At 58.6% G+C, this 17,944-nt stretch carries 14 protein-coding genes and 3 pseudogenes; 7 read left to right on the forward strand and 10 right to left on the reverse strand.

Features of this window, described 5'->3' with window-relative positions; genetic code table 11:
* From CKW20_RS16540 to CKW20_RS16565, 6 genes and pseudogenes are all read right to left on the reverse strand, one after another.
* Positions 1-496, reverse strand: a pseudogene (locus CKW20_RS16540) (NAD(P)(+) transhydrogenase (Re/Si-specific) subunit alpha); the annotation flags it as partial.
* 69 nt (positions 497-565) lie between these two features.
* Entirely contained in the window at positions 566-1,678 is a 1,113-nt protein-coding gene (locus CKW20_RS16545; RefSeq protein ID WP_371857435.1) for a GlxA family transcriptional regulator, read from the reverse strand.
* A 109-nt stretch (positions 1,679-1,787) separates the two neighbouring features.
* On the reverse strand, positions 1,788-3,188 hold the full coding sequence (gene gabP / locus CKW20_RS16550) for a GABA permease (protein ID WP_095053893.1): 1,401 nt from the start codon (positions 3,186-3,188) through the stop codon (positions 1,788-1,790).
* Positions 3,189-3,583: 395 nt separating this feature from the next.
* Positions 3,584-4,510 carry a sugar ABC transporter substrate-binding protein gene (locus CKW20_RS16555; protein ID WP_095053894.1) on the reverse strand — a complete coding sequence of 309 codons (927 nt, stop codon included), beginning with the start codon at positions 4,508-4,510 and terminating at the stop codon, positions 3,584-3,586.
* Between the two features lie 99 nt (positions 4,511-4,609).
* On the reverse strand, positions 4,610-5,398 hold the full coding sequence (locus CKW20_RS16560) for a TIM barrel protein (RefSeq protein ID WP_095053895.1): 789 nt from the start codon (positions 5,396-5,398) through the stop codon (positions 4,610-4,612).
* Entirely contained in the window at positions 5,395-6,417 is a 1,023-nt protein-coding gene (locus tag CKW20_RS16565) for a Gfo/Idh/MocA family oxidoreductase (RefSeq protein ID WP_095053896.1), read from the reverse strand. Before CKW20_RS16565 ends, CKW20_RS16560 begins: the two co-directional genes overlap by 4 nt.
* Before the next feature lie 211 nt (positions 6,418-6,628).
* Between CKW20_RS16565 and CKW20_RS16570 the strand changes: the two genes are divergently transcribed.
* Positions 6,629-8,635, forward strand: a complete 2,007-nt coding sequence (locus CKW20_RS16570) for a sigma-54-dependent Fis family transcriptional regulator (RefSeq protein WP_176466914.1) — start codon at positions 6,629-6,631, stop codon at positions 8,633-8,635.
* Here CKW20_RS16570 and CKW20_RS16575 read toward each other — a convergent pair.
* The gene (locus tag CKW20_RS16575; RefSeq protein ID WP_095053898.1) at positions 8,615-9,664 is read right to left on the reverse strand and encodes a substrate-binding domain-containing protein; all 1,050 of its coding nucleotides are present in this window, start codon (positions 9,662-9,664) and stop codon (positions 8,615-8,617) included. The two genes, CKW20_RS16570 and CKW20_RS16575, sit on opposite strands and share 21 nt — an antisense overlap.
* A 182-nt stretch (positions 9,665-9,846) precedes the next feature.
* Between CKW20_RS16575 and CKW20_RS16580 the strand changes: the two genes are divergently transcribed.
* The 5 genes from CKW20_RS16580 to CKW20_RS16600 all read left to right on the forward strand — a co-directional run bounded on the left by CKW20_RS16580 (position 9,847) and on the right by CKW20_RS16600 (position 15,121).
* Positions 9,847-10,959, forward strand: coding sequence for a fatty acid desaturase family protein (locus CKW20_RS16580; protein WP_095053899.1), 1,113 nt, complete (start codon positions 9,847-9,849; stop codon positions 10,957-10,959).
* 36 nt (positions 10,960-10,995) lie between these two features.
* Complete coding sequence (locus tag CKW20_RS16585; RefSeq protein WP_007991153.1) at positions 10,996-11,316, forward strand: MocE family 2Fe-2S type ferredoxin; 321 nt, start codon at positions 10,996-10,998, stop codon at positions 11,314-11,316.
* 18 nt (positions 11,317-11,334) lie between these two features.
* The gene (locus tag CKW20_RS16590) at positions 11,335-12,576 is read left to right on the forward strand and encodes an NAD(P)/FAD-dependent oxidoreductase (protein ID WP_095053900.1); all 1,242 of its coding nucleotides are present in this window, start codon (positions 11,335-11,337) and stop codon (positions 12,574-12,576) included.
* 1 nt (position 12,577) lies between these two features.
* Positions 12,578-13,429 carry a sugar phosphate isomerase/epimerase gene (locus tag CKW20_RS16595; protein WP_095053901.1) on the forward strand — a complete coding sequence of 284 codons (852 nt, stop codon included), beginning with the start codon at positions 12,578-12,580 and terminating at the stop codon, positions 13,427-13,429.
* A gap of 648 nt (positions 13,430-14,077) precedes the next feature.
* Entirely contained in the window at positions 14,078-15,121 is a 1,044-nt protein-coding gene (locus CKW20_RS16600; protein ID WP_095053902.1) for an NAD-dependent epimerase/dehydratase family protein, read from the forward strand.
* Positions 15,122-15,134: 13 nt separating this feature from the next.
* Here CKW20_RS16600 and CKW20_RS16605 read toward each other — a convergent pair.
* From CKW20_RS16605 to CKW20_RS16610, 3 genes and pseudogenes are all read right to left on the reverse strand, one after another.
* Positions 15,135-15,443, reverse strand: a pseudogene (locus CKW20_RS16605) (MerR family transcriptional regulator); the annotation flags it as partial.
* Between the two features lie 100 nt (positions 15,444-15,543).
* A pseudogene (locus CKW20_RS29690) lies at positions 15,544-15,701 on the reverse strand (aldehyde dehydrogenase family protein); the annotation flags it as partial.
* A gap of 612 nt (positions 15,702-16,313) precedes the next feature.
* Positions 16,314-16,895: a helix-turn-helix domain-containing protein gene (locus CKW20_RS16610; protein ID WP_095053903.1), complete on the reverse strand. Its 582-nt coding sequence runs from the start codon at positions 16,893-16,895 to the stop codon at positions 16,314-16,316.
* A 155-nt stretch (positions 16,896-17,050) separates the two neighbouring features.
* Between CKW20_RS16610 and CKW20_RS16615 the strand changes: the two genes are divergently transcribed.
* Positions 17,051-17,944 carry a DMT family transporter gene (locus tag CKW20_RS16615; RefSeq protein WP_095053904.1) on the forward strand — a complete coding sequence of 298 codons (894 nt, stop codon included), beginning with the start codon at positions 17,051-17,053 and terminating at the stop codon, positions 17,942-17,944.

Here is a 17,944-nt window from a genome sequence, read left to right on the forward strand (position 1 = left end):
GCGCCGCTTTCACGGTGCCCGCCGCAGTCATCAGCATCGGCATGAAGCGTGGATAGTAGTGAGCGGCCAGCAAGACGGCTTTATAGCCGGCGATGTTCGCCTGGGAGGACAGCACATCCAGGCTCTGAGCGCGGGAGGTGCGCGGCGCGGCCTCCAGTGCGAACGCGGTAATGCCGCACTCGGCCAGTTTGGCAATGGTTTCATTGCTGAACGGGTTGAGCATGCCCACCACAACGGTGCCGCGCTTGATCAGCGTCAGTTCGCTGTCGCTGGGGGCGACCACCTTGAGAATCAGCTCGGCGCCAAACGCATCATTGGCACTGCCAATGAACGCGCCTGCCGCTGCATAAGCACTGTCGACTACGCTGGCATTAATACCGGCGCCGCTTTGCACAGTGACTTTATGACCCTGGCCGATCAGCTTCTTGATGGTTTCCGGGGTTGCAGCAACCCGTGTTTCACCCGTCTGGGTTTCGAGAGGAACACCAATGTGCACGTCAAACCTCCTGTGTGATCTTTAATGAGTAAACCCAGGCACTTCGGAAGGTGCGGCTGGGGCGGTCGATCAGCAAGATCCCGCCAAATCGGAACGATCAATCATCCGGACACTGGCAAAAGTCGATTCGTTTCGTGCTTGGTCGAACGACGTCAGCGGTTTAGTCGATGACATCTGCGTAATCGCAAGCGTTACCGGTTTGCGACTCATTTCAGAGCCGGAACGCTCGTCGCTCGGTGGAACACCAAAGTACTCGCGATAACATTTGGAAAAGTGTGGTGTGGACACGAAACCGCATACATACGCCAACTCTATGATCGGCAATGACGTCTGCTTAAGCAGTTGTCGCGCTCGAATAAGGCGTAATCTCAGGTAATAGCGTGACGGCGTACAGTGGAGGTATTTTTGAAATAGCCGCTCTAGCTGTCGACGTGACAGATCAACGTATTCTGCAAGGTTATCCAGATCGATCGGTTCCTCGAGATTGGCTTCCATCAACGCGACAATCTCCTGCAGCTTTGGCTGATGAGTTCCCAGCACGTGCCTGAGCGGAATGCGCTGATGGTCCTGTTCGTTGCGAATGCGCTCGTAAACAAACATCTCAGAGATGGCTGCGGATAGTTCGCGGCCATGATCGCGACCAATCAGGTGCAACATCATGTCCATAGGCGCCGTTCCCCCGGAGCTTGTGAATCGGTTTCGGTCGAGGGTGAAGAGTCTCGCGCTGATGCTGACTCGCGGGAAAGCTTCCTGCATGGCGGCCAAAAATTCCCAATGCACGCTGCACTCGTAGCCGTCGAGCAGCCCGGCTTTGGCAAGCGCCCAGCTACCGGTGCACACACCTCCCAACCGTCTGGATTGACGCGCCAAGGCTTGCAGCCAGGTAATGTGCTCGCGAGTAATTACGCTCTGGACTCCAATACCACCGCACACGATTACAGTGTCCGCCACTAATGGGTTGTTCCATGAAGCATCTGGGGTGATCGGCACGCCGTCACTGGCCCAGACAGGCTCTCCACCGAGGCTGAACGTATGCCAGCGATATAGCTCTCGCCCCGACAACTGATTGGCCATGCGCAGTGGCTCTATTGCGGACGCCAGGGAAATAAGTGTGAATTTATCCAACAGCAGAAAACCAACGGATTGAGTCGTACCGTCGGACACGGTGGAGTTCGATGACATCGTGGTCATGTCCTCACAAAGAGCTATTACGGCCTGAGACACAGGTGCTTGTAATACCCCCCAGCCTTGGCGTGGGGAGTATTAGGTTCGGCGCAAATATCTCCTTGGTTTATCCCACTGACGTCACCCTCGCAGCCTGCGCAGGGTGACGCGATGTCACAAGGCCGATAAAGGAAATCGCCAGCGCCAGCCCAATGGTTGTGCTCACTTCGGTACGGTGCTCTGGGGTGATCATCATGACCGCCAGCGCTGCGCAAATGAACACGATCACCAGCCACGTCAGCCATGGAAACAGCCACATGCGAAAGGTCAGCTCGACATTTTGCCGACGCAACATCCGGCGCATCCGCAGCTGCGACACTGCAATGGCCAGGTACACCAGCAAGGCAATCGCGCCGGAGCTGGCCAGCAGGAACTCAAACAGACCGGCGGGCATGAAGTAGCTCCATACGGTGATCGCCGCGCCCAGCACGGTGCTGGCGATGACTGCTGCCCGAGGCACGCCTTCGGAGGAGGTCGCCTTCAGCGTCTTCGGCGCATCGCCACGACGGCCCAGCGAGTACAGCATGCGCGAGGCAATGTAGATCGAGGAGTTCATGCAACTGGCCACGGCGATCAGCACCACCACGTCCACCATGAACTTGGCGTGGGGAATGTTCATGATTTCCAGTGCCCGCTGGTAAGAGCCTACCTGGGCCAGCAGCGGATCGTTCCAGGGCACCACGGAGATGACCACGAAAATCGACAACAGGTAGAACACGCCGATGCGCCAAATCACCGAGCGCGTGGCCTTGGCAATGTTCTGCGACGGGTTATTGGATTCGGCGGCGGCGATGGTCACTGCCTCGGTCCCGATGAAACTGAACATGATGGTGATGAAGGCGCCCACCACCGCCGACAGGCCGTTGGGGGCGAACCCGCCATGTTCGGCCATCAGACCGCTCAAGCCGCTGACCTCCCGTTCGGGCACCCAGCCCATCAACACGGCAAAACCCACCCCGATGAAACCGATGATCGCCACCACCTTGGCCATGGCAAACCAGAATTCGAATTCGCCGTACTTGGAGACACTGAACAGATTGGTGATCACCAAGGCAATGATCGACCCCAGGGCGAACAGCCAGGCATCGATCTGGGGAAACCACTGGTTCAACACATGACCGGCGGCAAGCGCCTCGATAGGAATCACCAGCACCCAGAACCACCAATACAGCCAACCGATGGTGAAGCCTGCCCAACGGCCTATTGCCTGGTCGGCATAGGTGGAGAACGAGCCAGTGTCCGGATTGGCTACCGCCATTTCACCGAGCATTCGCATGACCAGAACGACGAGCAGGCCAGAGAATAGATAGGCCAGAAGGACGGCTGGGCCAGCAGCTGCAATGGCATGTCCTGAGCCAACGAATAAACCGGCGCCGATAATACCGGCGATGGATAGCATTGTTACGTGACGAGGCTTGAAGCCCTGCGCCAATTGGCCACTCGAATCCTTGGAGCTCGGGCTAATCATTTTTTTTCTCTGCTGATCGATATTTAAGCGGATTGATAGGGGCAACAGATCATCATTGTTGCCTGCAGGGCTTCCTGAAAGAGGGACTCTTCAAACGCTGCAGTTCCTATCAAACCCATCATCGCGATGTGGCTATTTCGATGAAAAGGAGCGCCACCTTACCCGGCTTGTCCGACGATTCAGTTACCTGATCACGCCACCTCCATGTCTGATATCGACACGCGAAAACATTTTGGTCACGGCGGAAACCATATAGTCACCAAGTGGCCAAAGGCAATTATCCCGGTTCGTTGAGAGTTTCTTTTGATTCGGCAGCGAAGGCCGTCTACTTCACTCAACGAAAAACGCCGCTAATTCCTGACTGGGACAGCGGCGTCGATGGTTAGCGTTGGACGCTACTTGTAATGTTGCTCAAACACGGCCACTTGTTCCGGTGTGATCAACTGAAAGGGCACCCAGACATCCGTCTCGACCGGCTCGCCCTTGATCATTTTGATGGCCGCTTGCAGCGCGGTGGCCGCCTGGGCTTTGGGGTCTTGAAAGACCGAGGCGACCAACATCCCGCGCTTGATCGCCGCCAAGCCGTCGGGCAGGCCGTCGATGCCGACAATCGCAATTTCGCCTTTGGTTTTGCCGGCCTGCTGCAGTGCCATGGCGGCGCCGATGGCCATCTCGTCATTGTTGGCAACGATGGCGTCAAAACTCGTGCCGGCCAGCAGCCAGTTGCTGGTCAGGTCCATGCCTTTGTTGCGCTGCCATTCGGCACTTTGTTGTTCGACAATCTTGATCCCGGGATAGTCCTTGAGCACCTGTTTGACGCCTTCGGTGCGGTCGTGCGTGGAGTTCTGCGCCAGGTCGCCCATGATGATCGCGAGGGTACCTTTGCCCCTCAGTTTTTCGGCCAGGTAGCGCATTTGCAGTTGCCCGGCCTCAATGTCATTCGACGCCACGGTGACCACGCCTTTGGGCAAGACGCGTTCGTCCGGGTGGCGGTTGACGTAGACCAGCGGCGTCTTCGCTTCGACGGCGGCGCGGGTCATGCTGGCGGTGGCGGCGGTGTCCACGGGCAAGACGATGACAGCGTCCACTTTCTGGTTGAGGAAACCCTGGACCTGATTGAGCTGGCGAACCACATCGCCCTGGGCGTCCTCGAACTGGATCTGGATGTTGTCCTTTTTGGCGGCCTCTTCCAGGCCGCTGCGCACGTAGGTCATGAAGTTGTCGTCGACCCTGGCAATGCTGACACCGATGCGATAGCTGGCGGCAGCCCATTGGCTGAATACGAGTAGCAGCGTGGCAAAAAGTAGTGTGCGGCGACGCATGATGGTTTTCCTTTTGTTGTTATAAGTCGACATTCGTCAAGATCAAGGTGAGGGTTGCTGGCGCGCGTAGAATCAACGTCTGAGCGCGCCGCAGGCTCCTCAATCCAGCGTGAACGCTTGCCGGAAACGTTCGAGTGCCGCTTCGCTGTCGCCGCTGGCCCAGCCCTCAAGCCCGACGACACCGGTGTATCCCATACCGAACAAGGCTTTGGCAATGGCCGGGTAATGGATTTCGCCGGTCCCGGGTTCCATGCGCCCAGGGACGTCGGCGACCTGGATTTCCCCGATGGCGCTGCCGGCGCGCTGGATCAGTTCGATCAGGTTACCTTCACCAATCTGCGCATGGTAAAGGTCCAGGTTCATCTTCAGATGAGGGCTGCCCACGGCCTCGATCAGCGCCAGGGTATCCTCAGCGCGAGCGAACGGAGTGCCGGGGTGATCCACCTCGGTATTGAGATTTTCCAGCAAGAATACCCGGCCTGACTCTTCGCCCAGGCGGGCTATTTTTTCCAGGGTCTGGCAGGCGCTCAGCCACATGCGCCCAGTCGTGTGGGCCACGGGTTTGACCGGTAAACCTGTATCGTCAAGGCCCGTGCCATGCAGGTTGAGGCTCGGGCAATTCAGTTGGGCGGCAACGGCCAGCGATTCCCGTGCGCTGTCGAGCAGGTGCTGGATGTCCTCGGGGTCGGTCAAGTTGCCCGAGATGTAGCCGGTCATGGAGGTGAAGTCAGCGCCTGTGGCGACCAGGGCCGGAATATCTTTCTTGGTCCATTCCCAGAGTTCGGCGCTGAAACCCAGCGCATGAATTCGTTTGACCCGCTCGGTGAATGGCAGGTCAAGGAAGACCATCTCGGCACTGATCGCCAGTTTGAACGGTGTGAAACTCATGAACGGCCTCCTTGCACGCGCACCGGTTTGCCCTGCTGGAACGATTCGATGCACGCCCGGGCAATTGCCAGTGCCGCCCGGGCATCTTCACCGCGGGCCAATGGTTTTTCGCCGGTGCGCAGGCAGTCGACAAAATGGTTGAGCTCAGCCAAATAGGCGTCACGCAGCAGGTCGGTGTCCAGGCGCTGGGTGTCAGCCTGGATGCCGTTGGCCAGATAGCGAACCAGGTCGGAGTCATTGACGCTGCCCATGGTCAGCATGCCAGCGCTGCCGAACACTTCCCCTCGAACATCGTAGCCATAGACCGCCTGGAAGTTCGCTTCAGCGGTGGCGATGGCCCCGTTGTCAAAACGGATCGTGACCACCGCGGTGTCCAAAAAACCTTTGCTCTTGTAGTCGGGAGCAATCAGCGCGTCGGCCATGACAAAGACTTCAACGGCTTCGGCGCCGGGGTTCAGGTAGCGCAGGGTGTCGAAGTCATGAATCAGGGTTTCGAGGAAAATCACCCACTGCGGCGAGGCGGCCGGATTGTTCAGCGCCGGGTCGCGCGTCAGCGAGCGCAGCAGTTGCGGCGTACCGATACGTCCGGTGACCACGTCCAGGTGAGCCGTCTGGAAGCTTTTGGCAAAGCGGCGGTTGAAGCCGACCTGCAGCGTCACTCGCGCATCGGCAGCCGCAGCGATGGCGCGGTCGGCTTCGTCCAGGGTGATGGCCATGGGTTTTTCACAAAACACCCCTTTGCCGGCCCGTGCCGCACTAATTACCAATTCGGCATGGCTGCGGGCCGGGGCGGCAATCAACACGCCATCGATTTCCGGGTCATCGAGCAGTTGCTGTGGATCGGTGTAGACCCGCTGTACACCTAACTCTGCGGCGAGGCGAGCAGCCTGGCCAGGCGTCGGGTCGGCGATGGCGGCCAGGCAGGCACCGGGAATGTGCCGGGCCGCGGTCTGACCGTGGAAGCTGCCCATGCGGCCGGCGCCGATGAGACCCAGGCGGATAATTTTGGATGCACTCATGAAATGACTCCCTTTTATTGTTGTTCAACGACTCGACAGCAGGAATGTCCTCGCTGGTATCAAGCAGTGAGCAAGGGCTATGCCAATATTTAACTAGTTGATTTATAAGGGTTTAGTAATATGAATTTGAATTAAGTGTTCATTCCAATGACATGTCTATACTGACATGTCGAAAATATGAACATAGGGACATAGAGTGAACCCACCGCCGATGGCCTTTAGCGCGCAAGACCTCGATTACATCGCCGCAATTGGACCGGCGTCGTTGAACGAAGGACCGATCGCAGAGCTGGAACAGGCCTGGCTGGCGTGTCTGAGGGGGAGAATCGATCGTCCTGCCGGGGTCCGGCAGGTGATTTGGGACTCCTGGTTGCGCAGCGTCAGTGCCGGCCTCAACCCTGAGGATGGTGCGTACCGTTTTGTCGCTCCCGCCGATCTGGCCGCGACGCTGGCAGCCAATCGCGCGTTGATCGCAGCGGCAGCGGAGGTCATGCGCGGATTGCTGGCGTACAACCCCAGAGGTCATATCAATCTGACCGATGCCCAAGGAACGATGCTGTATTTCTGCGGCCTCGATCTCACGCCGGTGGGCAGCCAACTGCTGGAGTCGGTGCAGGGCACCAACTGCACGGGGCTGGCGCTTGCCGAAGACCGATTGGTGTATGTGCTGGCCGAAGAAAACTTCGGGGTCGACCTGCGTCGGCGGCGCATGCATTGTGCCGCCGCGCCGATCCGGGATGCCCAGGGCCGGACATTGGCCATGCTGACCCTGACCGCAGAGCCAGGCTGGTTTCATTTCCATACTCTGGGCACCGTCCAGGCCGCAGCCGAAGCGGTTTCGCGGCAGATGGCGCTGCAGGTCTTGCTGGAAGAACAGCAAACCGTACTTGAAGTGCTCAACGAGGGACTGGTGGTGCTGGATGAGCGCGGCTGCATCAAGGCGCTCAACCGCTATGCCCGGCAATTGTTTCGCGTGGGCCTGGATTTGCTGGGCAGTCCGTTCCAGCGTCTGGGCAGGAGCGAACTGACCAATGAAATTCTGCTGCGCGGCGGGGAAGGGCGGCAGTATGAAGGGATAAGAGATCTGGATTGCACCTTTGAGTTGCATGATCGCAGCCAACTGGCGTGCCTGGTATCCGTGTGCTCACTGGAGCAGGGCGGGCGCATCGTTTCGTTGCGCGAGAACCGGCGCATTCGGGAAATCACCCGGCGGATCATCGGCACTCAGGCGAGCTACACCTTCGAAACCATTCAGGGCAGTTCGCGAGCCATTCAGGACGCGTTGCGCCTGGGACGGATCGCCAGTCGCAGTGACTCGACCACACTGATTCTGGGCGAAAGCGGCACTGGCAAGGAGTTGTTCGCCCAGGCGATTCATAACGCCAGTGACCGGTGCAGCGGTCCTTTTGTGGCGGTCAATTGCGGGGCCATTCCGCGAGATTTGGTGCAGAGCGAACTGTTCGGGCATGTCGAGGGCGCCTTCACCGGATCGGCCCGCGGCGGTTCGGCCGGGAAGTTCGAATTGGCCGATGGCGGAACGATCTTCCTCGACGAAATCGGAGACATGTCTTTTGATGCCCAGGTCAGCCTGCTGCGCGTCTTGCAAGAAGGCGAGGTGACGCGGGTGGGCGCAAAAAAATCCCGGCAGGTGAATGTCCGCATCATCGCTGCCACCCACCGCAACTTGAGTCAGGCGGTGGCCGATGGTGCGTTCCGTGAGGATCTTTACTACCGGCTCAACGTATTGAATTTGACGGTTCCACCACTAAGGATGCGCGACGAGGATGTGCCCTTGCTGGCGCAACATTTTCTCGGTCGTTGCGCACGCTCGCTGCGCAAGTCCGTGCAGGGCATCTCGCCAGAGGCGCTGGATATTCTTTGCGGCTACCACTGGCCGGGTAATGTTCGCGAACTGGAAAATACCATTGAACGCGCGACCAATCTGGCGGTGACCGAACTGATCCAGCCGGGTGATCTACCGCTTGAAATCAAGCAAAGGTTGCGGCCATCGGCGCCGGGAAGTGTGCCTGAATCCCGGGCGGCCCTGGACTTGGGCACCCATGAAATGAACGCGATCATTGCCGCCCTCAAGGACACCCGCGGCAACATCCGCCTGGCCGCCAGACAGCTGAATGTTTCTCGGGGTGGGCTGTACAACAAGATGAATCGGTTCGGGTTGAGTGCCGATGCTTTCCGTTCAGGGTCGAGCGTTCTCTGAGGTCATGATCTGCAATGGAATATGAATTCGATGCCGGACAGGATCGAAGTCCGGCGTGGTTTGCAGTTCGATCAGCAAGTCGACCAGCGCTGCCGCCAGCAACCGCGGCTGGGAATCGATGACCAGGCTGATCAATCCCTGAGCCAGGGCTTGGCGCGACAGCTCGGTCGATTCCTGAAGAATGCTGCACAGCGACGGCTGCTTTGGCAACTGCGACAGGGCACTGATGATGCCGTCGCCGCCACCGCCGACCACGCACAAACCCCGCAAGTCATCATGTCGCGCCAGCAGTTCCAGCGCGGCCTCTTCGGTGACGTCACAGTTATCCAGGTTGATCACCGCTTCAAGGAGCCGCAACCCCGGTGCGTGCTCCGTCAGGTAGCTGCGCAGCCCCTCGACCCGCGCCTGATGACCGAGAAAACGGTGTCCGCCCAATAGCACCCCGACGCTGCCTGTGCGGGCACCGCAGGTATGAGCCAGCAGCCAGCCCATGGTGCGTCCGACTTCATGATTGTTCTGACCGACGTAAGGCTCATTTGCCGCCTCGTGGATGTCGGACAGCAGTGCGATCACTGGCACGCCCGCGGCTCTGATCTGAGCGATGGCGGCATTGATCAGTGGGTGAGCGAAGCTGACCACCGCCAGGCCATCGCACTGCACCGCCAGTTGTTCGATCTGGGCAATGATGGCGCCGGGTGAGCGATCGAATACGTACTCGAATTGGCAACTAAGGTTGGCGCCAGCCTGACGCTGTGCCGCCTCGGTGATGGCGGCGGCAACGTTGGCATAGAACGCCTGGGCGGTGCCGAGCAACAGGATGCCGAAACGATAGCTGGGGCGCCGTTCGCGGATCCGCTGGCCGATCAGTCTGGCCGCGAAATAACCCACCGCCTCGGCGGCCTGGAACACCTGCTCGGCGGTAGCCGGGTTCACCGGAGCCCTGGCATTGAGCACCCGGTCCACGGTGGCGACACTCAAACCGGCGTGCTCGGCGACCGTGGCGATGGTTGGGCGTTTATTGTTATTCATGACAGTCCCCACAGGCGCTTTGATAGAAAACTATCAAGCTTCAATGGGCCTGGATGATAGCTTGATAGGGAATGTATTCAAGGGCTTGAGGGTAATCTTTGCGCTCTCTATCTTTTCGCAAGCGATGTGATCCCGCATCGAAGCAAGTGCCTAAAACCATCAAGCTTGCGGAGAACAATAAAATGCCTGAACAAAACGCAGCCTTTGAATACCCCGGCAAACCCGTGCCTCGGGATTATCGATTAACCGGTCCCGAAGCCGCTAAAGCAGCGCAAAAAGGCCTGGTCTCAGCCAACTGGTATCAATCACCCATTCCCCGTAAACGCATGAAGGAACTGATGCAGCGTCGCGATGGCCCGGCCCTGCGCGATACCGCCATCTGGCTGCTATCGATGTTCGTCACCGGGTTCGGGGGTTACTGGTTCTGGGGCTCCTGGGCCTGCGTTCCGTTCTTCTTCGCCTATGGGTTGCTCTACGGCACGGCGTCCAATGCCCGTTGGCACGAAACCGGTCACGGCACGGCGTTTAAAACCCGCTGGATGAATGATGCGATCTACCAGTTATCGAGCTTCATGTTCATGTTCGAACCCCATGTCTGGCGTTGGAGCCACGCCCGGCACCACACAGACACCATCATCGTCGGTCGCGATCCGGAGATCGTCGAGCCGCGTCCGCCAAGCCTGATCAATATGGTGCTGAGTCTGTTCAGGATGCCTTATGCGATCAAGACGATGTGGTCAGTCTGCCTACATGCGACCGGGCGGATGGCTGAAGAAGAGCAGACCTTCATCCCCGAATCCGAGTGGCCCAAGGTCTTTACGGTGGCGCGTATTTGGCTGGTGATTTATGGGCTGACTCTGGCGGCTGCGCTGTATCTGCAGAGCTGGTTGCCGTTGATGTTTATCGGTTTGCCGACCCTGTACGGCGGCTGGCTGTCCTACCTGTTCGGCCTGACGCAGCATGTTGGCCTGGCCGAGGACGTACTTGATCACCGCAGCAACTGCCGCACGATTTACATGAACCCGCTGCTGCGTTTTCTGTACCTCGACATGAACTATCACCTCGAGCATCACATGTATCCGATGGTGCCTTTTCACGCATTGGCGCAGCTTCACGAAGAGATTCGTCACGACTGCCCGCCGCCGTACACCAGCCTGTTCGAGGCCTTGTGGGAAGTCCTTCCGGCCATCTGGAAACAGCGCCAAGACCCGACTTATTTCGTCCGTCGCCCTTTGCCCCAACGCGCAGCGCCGGCCGTCAGCGCCCGGGCAGAATCTGAAGCAATGCCCGGCTGACACCTTCCCGTTTTTACCACTACAAGAGAAAACGCCATGACCGATCAATGGATCGATGTCTGTGCCGTGGGCGAAATAAATGAAGAGGATGTCATTCGTTTCGACCATGGCCCGCACACCTATGCCGTCTACCGCTCCGCAGACGACGAATTCTTCGCCACCGCGGGCTTGTGCACCCACGAGTCCATCCACCTCGCCGATGGCCTGGTGATGGAGCATGTCATCGAGTGCCCCAAGCACAACGGACGCTTCGACTACCGCTCCGGCAAAGCCCTGGGGGCGCCGGTGTGCGTCAACCTCAAGACCTATCCGGTCCGGGTCGAGGCGGGGCGTGTCTTGCTCGCCATTTCGGTTTAACTGCTCGGAGTCTGTGCCATGAATCCTGCCAATGCTCCACTGGTTATCGTTGGCGCCGGGCATGCGGGTGGCCGCGCGGCCCTGACCCTGCGGGCCGAAGGCTATCGCGGTCGCCTGATCCTGATCGGCGACGAATCCCACCCGCCCTACGAACGTCCGCCACTGTCCAAAGGGCTGTTACAGGGCACGGTTGAACTGGCGGGTTGCAGTTTGTGCGATAGCGCTCAACTCACCGAACTGGACATCGAACACCTGGCCGGTAACCCGGTGAAAAACCTCGATCCGCAGCAACATCGATTGCAGTTGGCCGACGGCAGTCGGTTGCAGTACGCCCGTCTGTTGCTCGCGACCGGGGGCAGGGCGCGACTGTTGTCCTCGGTGCCCGAGCATCTGCTGAATGTGCTTTATCTGCGAACTCATGATGAGGCGTTGGCATTGCGTGCTTCGCTGCGCCCCGACACGCGATTGGTGATCATCGGCGGCGGCTTTATCGGCCTCGAAGTCGCCGCGACTGCCCGAGCGTTGGGTTGCACGGTGACCTTGCTTGAGGCCGGGTCGCGCTTGGCGGGTCGCATCCTGCCGGAGCGATTGTCCAGTGCCTTGCTGCAATTGCATCGCCGCGAGGGCGTGGATGTTCGGTTGAACGTGGCCATTGAGGCGGTGCAGGGCGCCACCCGCGCCGAGGCTGTGCAACTGGTTGACGGCCAGTTGTTGCCCTGCGACTTGGTCGTGGTCGGCATTGGCATGCAACCCAACATCGAACTGGCCATGGCCGCTGGACTCGAGGTCGGCCAGGGCATTCGCGTCGATGCCCAACTGCGCACCAGTGCGCCGGACATCTTTGCGGCGGGCGATGTCTGTGAGTTTCGACTGCACCCACAAGGGGTTTTCCAGCGTCAGGAAACCTGGCGCAACGCCGAAACCCAGGGCCGTCACGCCGCCCTGAATCTGTTGGGCGGCGAGTTGCCCTTCGAGGCCATTCCGGGGTTTTGGTCCGATCAATACGACTGGGGATTGCAGACCGTGGGCGTGATCGCAAACACAGAACCCACGGCGAGCCGGACAACCCCCGGTGACGGTTTCCTGTTGTTCTATCTCGATGCCGAGCAACGTCTGCAAGGCGCTTGCGGCTGGGGGCAGGGGAATAGTGTCGCCAAGGACATCAAGCTTTGCGAACGGCTGATCGCCAACCATAACCCCCTCTCGGTGGACGCTTTAGCCGACGCCAATGTCTCGCTCAAACAACTGCTGAGGAACTGACATGCGCGAATTCCTGGTGTTTCAATCCTTGTGGGCCATGCAAGATCACCGTGGTCAATGCGACCTTCCCCTGGAAGCGCAACTGGAAAAGATCGCCGCCGCCGGCTTCGACGGGATCACCGACCATTTCTGGAAGGCGCCTCAGGCTGCACGCCTGAGCGCCGCCGCCAAGGCACAAGGTCTGCAAATCGAAGGGCAGGTGTTCCCCCGGACCGTGGATGGTCTGGCGGCCGCGCTCGATGTCGTTTCCCGCTACGGCTGCCACCACCTCACACTGCAGGCCGACGTCCGGCCGCGCACGCTGGTGCAAGCCATCGAACTGATCGAAGGCTGGCAGCGTCTGGCCGAGCAGGTGGACTTTCCGATCCTGCTGGAAACCCACCGTTATCGTCTCACCAATGACCTGTTGTTCACCCTTGACCTGCTCGCTGAAATGCCCAACCTCAAACTGTTGGCCGACTTGTCCCACTACGTCGTGGGCCGGGAATTGCCTGAGTCGGCCCCTGCCGAAGACGACGAACAGATCCACACCATCCTGCGCCATAGTTGGGGCTTTCACGGTCGGGTCGCCAACGGCGAACAGATCCAGGTGCCCTTGAGCTTTGCCCGGCATCGACCCTGGCTGGAGCGATTCCTGGGCTGGTGGCGCTACGGGATCGAGGATTGGTTGGCTCGCCCGAACACACCCGCCACTCTGTCCTTCACCTGCGAACTCGGCCCGCCACCTTATGCGATCACGGGGGCTGATGGGCGTGACATCACTGATCGCTGGGCAGAGGCGTTGATGTTGAAGGAGCTGATGCGTGGGGTTTGGAGCGACTGCCAGGTGCGAACGGCTACGTCAAAAGATTGATTTCACCGATCAAGTCATCGACCGCCGCGAGCATGAACTCGATCGTGTTTCATTGACGAATTTGCGAGCGAGAGGCACTGCCCGGAGGGGGGCGGTCAGGTTTTCAAAGGCTCTCAGGGTCGCCGAAGAACATTTTGCCTGGGCTCTAGGACGATTGTTTCAGGTGGAAAAAAAAAGAGTTATGCCCCCATTTTTGCCCCCACTTGCACCGGCTGTGCTAGCGATCGTGAATGGCGATTTCTGATAACACCAGTGTGGCTTTGGCTGGCTTTCAGTGGACTCCCTTCCACGCCGCGTCATCCCCTCCGCGCTGATCGCGGTGGATACAGCATCACCCCATTGGGGCAAACACTGAGGGGGGCATTTCGAGCGTTATACGACTGGAGCCTCAATCATTCAAATGCTGTTCTGATGGCCCAGTCAGCATTTGACAAGCGTTTAACAGAGACTTGGAAAACCGCCGTGTCATAACTGCCCCGCAAATAATACTTTGCTAAATACTCACTATAAACGTGTCTAGAGGTGTCCGAGATGCTGAAATCTAAAACTGAAACTAACGTGCCAATGGGTACTTGACTCTGCCCCATGGGACACCTCGTATGCTTTTTCCCAGCGCCCACTCTGGCGCGCTGCCAACAAGGAGTTCCTGTGAAAAGTTTATGTCTGGTGACAGGTGCCAACGGCCATCTGGGCAATACTTTGGTGCGAGCGCTGCTCGGTCAGGGCTATCGGGTTCGAGCCGGGGTTCGTGACATATGTAACCACACACCCTTTGCCGGGCTGGACTGCGAGTTGGTGTATGCCGAGTTGCTGGACCGTGCGGCCTTGGACAAGGCGCTGGAGGGCGTGGAGGTGCTGTTTCAAGTGGCCGCCGTGTTCAAGCACTGGGCTCGCAACCCGGAGGCCGAGATTGTCGAGCCGAATATTCAAGGCACGCGGCGTGTGCTGCAAGCCGCTTCACGGGCGGGTGTGCAGCGTGTGGTCTACGTTAGTTCGGTGGCCGCCGTCGGTCATGATGGTACGGCGCTGGATGAGGCGCACTGGAATACGGAAAGCGAAAACGCCTACTACAAATCGAAGATACTTTCCGAGCAGGCGGCTTGGCAGTGCGCTGAGACGTTGGGGGTGAACATGGTGTCGGTATTACCTTCGGCCATGGTTGGCCCCAATGCTGGTCACCTCACCGATACCATGGGATTTCTTCAGTCGGTTCGGCAGCGGCAGATGCCGTTTGATCCGGGGTTTCGCTTCAACTTCGTGGATGTTCGCGATGTGGCAGACGGGATGATACTCGCTGCCGAAAAGGGCCGGCCGGGGCAGCGCTATATCCTGGCCAATGAGCATTCGTCGCCGCTCAGCGATTTGATCGAGGCCGCCAACACCCAAGCTCCCGGGTATCGCCAGCCTGTCTCAGCGCCACGCTGGTTATTGCTGGGCGTGGCCTGGCTCCAGGAGCGCTGGGCGCAATTAGTCGGCAAGCCCGCCCAGCTACTCTTGAGCCAGGTGCGCCTGTTTCACAACGTGGCGCAGGAATACAACATCACCAAGGCGAAACATGAATTGGGCTTCAACCCTCGGCCGCCTGAAGTGGCTTTGAGGCAAGCGTTTGCTTATCTGTACAGACAAGCGCATCAACCTTATGAAAACCCGCCACAGGGCGAGGCGCAAACATTGAGTTCATCTCGCTTTTGAGTTCAATCAAGTGAAGATCAAGCGCCTGCAGTTCAGCGATCCTGTCCTGGACCTGGCGGCGCTTGTCGTCGACGGCCTGGTTGGCCAACGCCAGCGGAAATGACTTCAGTTTGTTTTTTGCGGCAATCAGCGGGTTCATCTCGGCCAGCTTGAACCCGGCAGTCTGCGCTTTGCGGATCAGGTGGACGATTTCCAAGTGATGAGCATTGTAGAGGCGATACCGCCCCTCACGCTCCGGCTCGTTGATCAGGCCCATTTGCTCGTACAGTCGAATGGCTTTTGGAGTGCAGCCGGTCAGTTCGGCGAGTCGTCCAATGAACATCTGTCAATTCCTTATGTGAGACAGCAAGTACTCTAGCGTTGTTTGATCGCCAGAGTTGCAAAAGCCGTTACATAAAAATCGAAAAATGTCGAGGTTGGGCTCAGTAGCGAATCATCAACGACTTCAGCTCGAAGTAATCATCAACGAAAGCGCTGCCGAACTGCCGGCCTATCCCCGAGGATTTTTGCCGCCAAAAGGCTCCGCTGGGTCCAGCATCGTGCTGGCTTCGATGGCGGGCACCATGCGCAGGGCTTTGCCCCCAATGGAGCAATCCACCGGAAGTGAATGGAGCTCCATGGTTTGTGGAAAGGCAGAAATGATCAGATAAACAGCCTGTCCGACGACGCCTATAGACTCTCAGGGTCGCCGAAAAACATTTTGACTAGGCTCTAGAACAATATTTTCAGGCAGAAAAATTTCAAATATGCCCCCAATGTTGCCCCCACTTGAACCGGGTGTGCGAGCGATCGCGACTGGCGATTTCTGACAGAGATCAAGTTGGATTCGGATGGCTCTCAGGGTACCTCCATATTAGATTGGATTGTTTGGCCTCGATCGTCGGTTGATGAAGGCGGAGAGGGTGGCGGGTTTGAGCGCTGCTTTTCAGGGTACACCTGAGATCGAAAACATTTGGACAGGACTCTAGGAAGTGGTTTGCGCGATAAAAAAAACTGATGATGCCCCCCACTTTTACCCCCAAGTCGCTCGTGATACACGAGCGAACGAAAATGGCGAGTGCTGGCAGAATTCCATTAGGGTTCTAATGGTTACTGTTAACTCCACTTTGGAGTCAGGGGCATCGTGAGTCGCTGTCAGGGCGTCCAGAAAATTCAGGGCGATTCAACATTTGGCGTGTCCATGGCACCTACATCAGGAATGCTCTATCACCATCACCGCAGTAGTGTCCGCCTCGAGTGCTTCGAACACGTGAGGCACATTCGCCAGGTAGCTGATGTAGTCGCCAGCGTTCAGCAATACAGGTCCAGTCGCCGGGCCGATATGGGCACTGCCACTGCACAGCACCACGTGCTCTACGGTTCCCGGTGGGTGAGGCTGAGACAGCCGAACTTCGCCGGGCTGCACCTTAAGCCGGTAGATGTCGCGCTGTACTCCCGCCTGGCAATCGGCAAGCAGTGTCGCTGCGTAATTGGCAGTCTCGGCATAGGTGGTCATGCCCTCGTTGGCGCGAATCACCCGCAACGGCTGTTGGGGTTGCTCGAAGAACCGGGTGACTTGCAAACCCATTGCCATCGCCAGCGACCACAAGGTTTCGATGCTGGGGTTACCGATTCCCGACTCTAATTGAGACAAGGTCGACTTCGCCACCCCGGCGCGCTTCGCCAACTCGGTCAAGGAAAGCCCAGCGGCCAAGCGTTCGCGTTTGATTGAAAGCGCCAGCAGATCGATTCGGCTCGGATTATTTCTCAATAGGGTGTTCGTTATGTCGGTCATTTGTTTTATAAATCATCCTTAAATGGGTTGACGCTCTTGGGCGCCTTGTTCATTATAGTGGTCATTAGTTCATTATAAAGTTCGTTTTGCCGAACCAACCCCCGCGAACGGCGGCTTAGGTTACGGCAATGTCGACGGCAAGGAAGCAGTGAGTGATGAAGTCGCAAACCCGTGGGACGCTCGAAATGATTTCGGCCATGGTCATCTCCGGCACGGTGGGCTGGTTCGTCATCATGTCGGGGCAGAGCCCGGAGGCCGTGGTGTTCTGGCGTTGCTTGTTCGGCGCCATGGCGATGCTGGTCACATGCCTGGTGCTTGGGGTGCTGCGCCGCTCCCTGATCACCGCCCGGCAGTTCATTCTGGTGTGCCTGGGCGGGGTGGCGCTGATCCTTAACTGGGTGCTGCTGTTCAGTGCCTACAAACATTCCTCTATCGCCATTGCCACGGTGGTCTACCACGTTCAGCCGTTCATGCTGGTCGGTCTGGGTGTGCTGTTTTTCGCTGAACGCCTCAGCGCCGCCAAGGTTGGCTGGCTGCTGTTGGCCTTCGCCGGGCTGATGCTGATCGTGTCCGCCAAGGGCAGTGGGCAGGCCACCGGCGCCGACTACTTGCTCGGCGTCTGCCTGGCCCTGGCTTCGGCCTTTTTCTACGCCGTGGCGGCGGCGATCACCAAGCACCTCAAGGACCTGCCCGCGCACCTGATCGTGCTGATCCAGATGGTGGTAGGTGTGCTGGTCCTGGCCCCGTTCGTGGATTTCAGCAGGGTCGATACGGTCGAGGGCGCCTGGACATACCTGATCATTATCGGCGTGGCCCATACCGGGCTCATGTCGACCCTGCTGTACAGCGCCATCCAGAAAATCCCCACGGCGCTGGTCGGGGCTCTGTCGTTCATCTATCCGATCGTCGCCATCCTGGTCGACTGGGTTGCCTTCGCCCATCCGCTCAGCGCCCTGCAAGTGCTTGGCGCGAGCGCGATCCTGCTGGCGGCAGCGGGCATGAATTTTGGTTGGTCGCTGGGCCGTGCCCCGCGTCAGGAAGTGACCTAG

This window comes from Pseudomonas sp. Irchel s3b2 (genome assembly GCF_900187445.1).
Classification (GTDB): domain Bacteria; phylum Pseudomonadota; class Gammaproteobacteria; order Pseudomonadales; family Pseudomonadaceae; genus Aquipseudomonas.

Excerpts from the sequence above, each read along its gene's own strand:
- CKW20_RS16565 (WP_095053896.1), bottom strand. The coding sequence starts at position 6,417 with ATGAGTGCATCCAAAATTATCCGCCTGGGTCTCATCGGCGCCGGCCGC.
- CKW20_RS16580 (WP_095053899.1), top strand. The coding sequence starts at position 9,847 with ATGCCTGAACAAAACGCAGCCTTTGAATACCCCGGCAAACCCGTGCCT.
- CKW20_RS16615 (WP_095053904.1), top strand. The coding sequence starts at position 17,051 with ATGAAGTCGCAAACCCGTGGGACGCTCGAAATGATTTCGGCCATGGTC.
- CKW20_RS16595 (WP_095053901.1), top strand. The coding sequence starts at position 12,578 with ATGCGCGAATTCCTGGTGTTTCAATCCTTGTGGGCCATGCAAGATCAC.
- CKW20_RS16560 (WP_095053895.1), bottom strand. The coding sequence starts at position 5,398 with ATGAGTTTCACACCGTTCAAACTGGCGATCAGTGCCGAGATGGTCTTC.
- CKW20_RS16590 (WP_095053900.1), top strand. The coding sequence starts at position 11,335 with ATGAATCCTGCCAATGCTCCACTGGTTATCGTTGGCGCCGGGCATGCG.
- CKW20_RS16545 (WP_371857435.1), bottom strand. The coding sequence starts at position 1,678 with ATGTCATCGAACTCCACCGTGTCCGACGGTACGACTCAATCCGTTGGT.
- CKW20_RS16570 (WP_176466914.1), top strand. The coding sequence starts at position 6,629 with ATGGCCTTTAGCGCGCAAGACCTCGATTACATCGCCGCAATTGGACCG.
- gabP (WP_095053893.1), bottom strand. The coding sequence starts at position 3,188 with ATGATTAGCCCGAGCTCCAAGGATTCGAGTGGCCAATTGGCGCAGGGC.
- CKW20_RS16585 (WP_007991153.1), top strand. The coding sequence starts at position 10,996 with ATGACCGATCAATGGATCGATGTCTGTGCCGTGGGCGAAATAAATGAA.
- CKW20_RS16575 (WP_095053898.1), bottom strand. The coding sequence starts at position 9,664 with ATGAATAACAATAAACGCCCAACCATCGCCACGGTCGCCGAGCACGCC.
- CKW20_RS16555 (WP_095053894.1), bottom strand. The coding sequence starts at position 4,510 with ATGCGTCGCCGCACACTACTTTTTGCCACGCTGCTACTCGTATTCAGC.
- CKW20_RS16610 (WP_095053903.1), bottom strand. The coding sequence starts at position 16,895 with ATGACCGACATAACGAACACCCTATTGAGAAATAATCCGAGCCGAATC.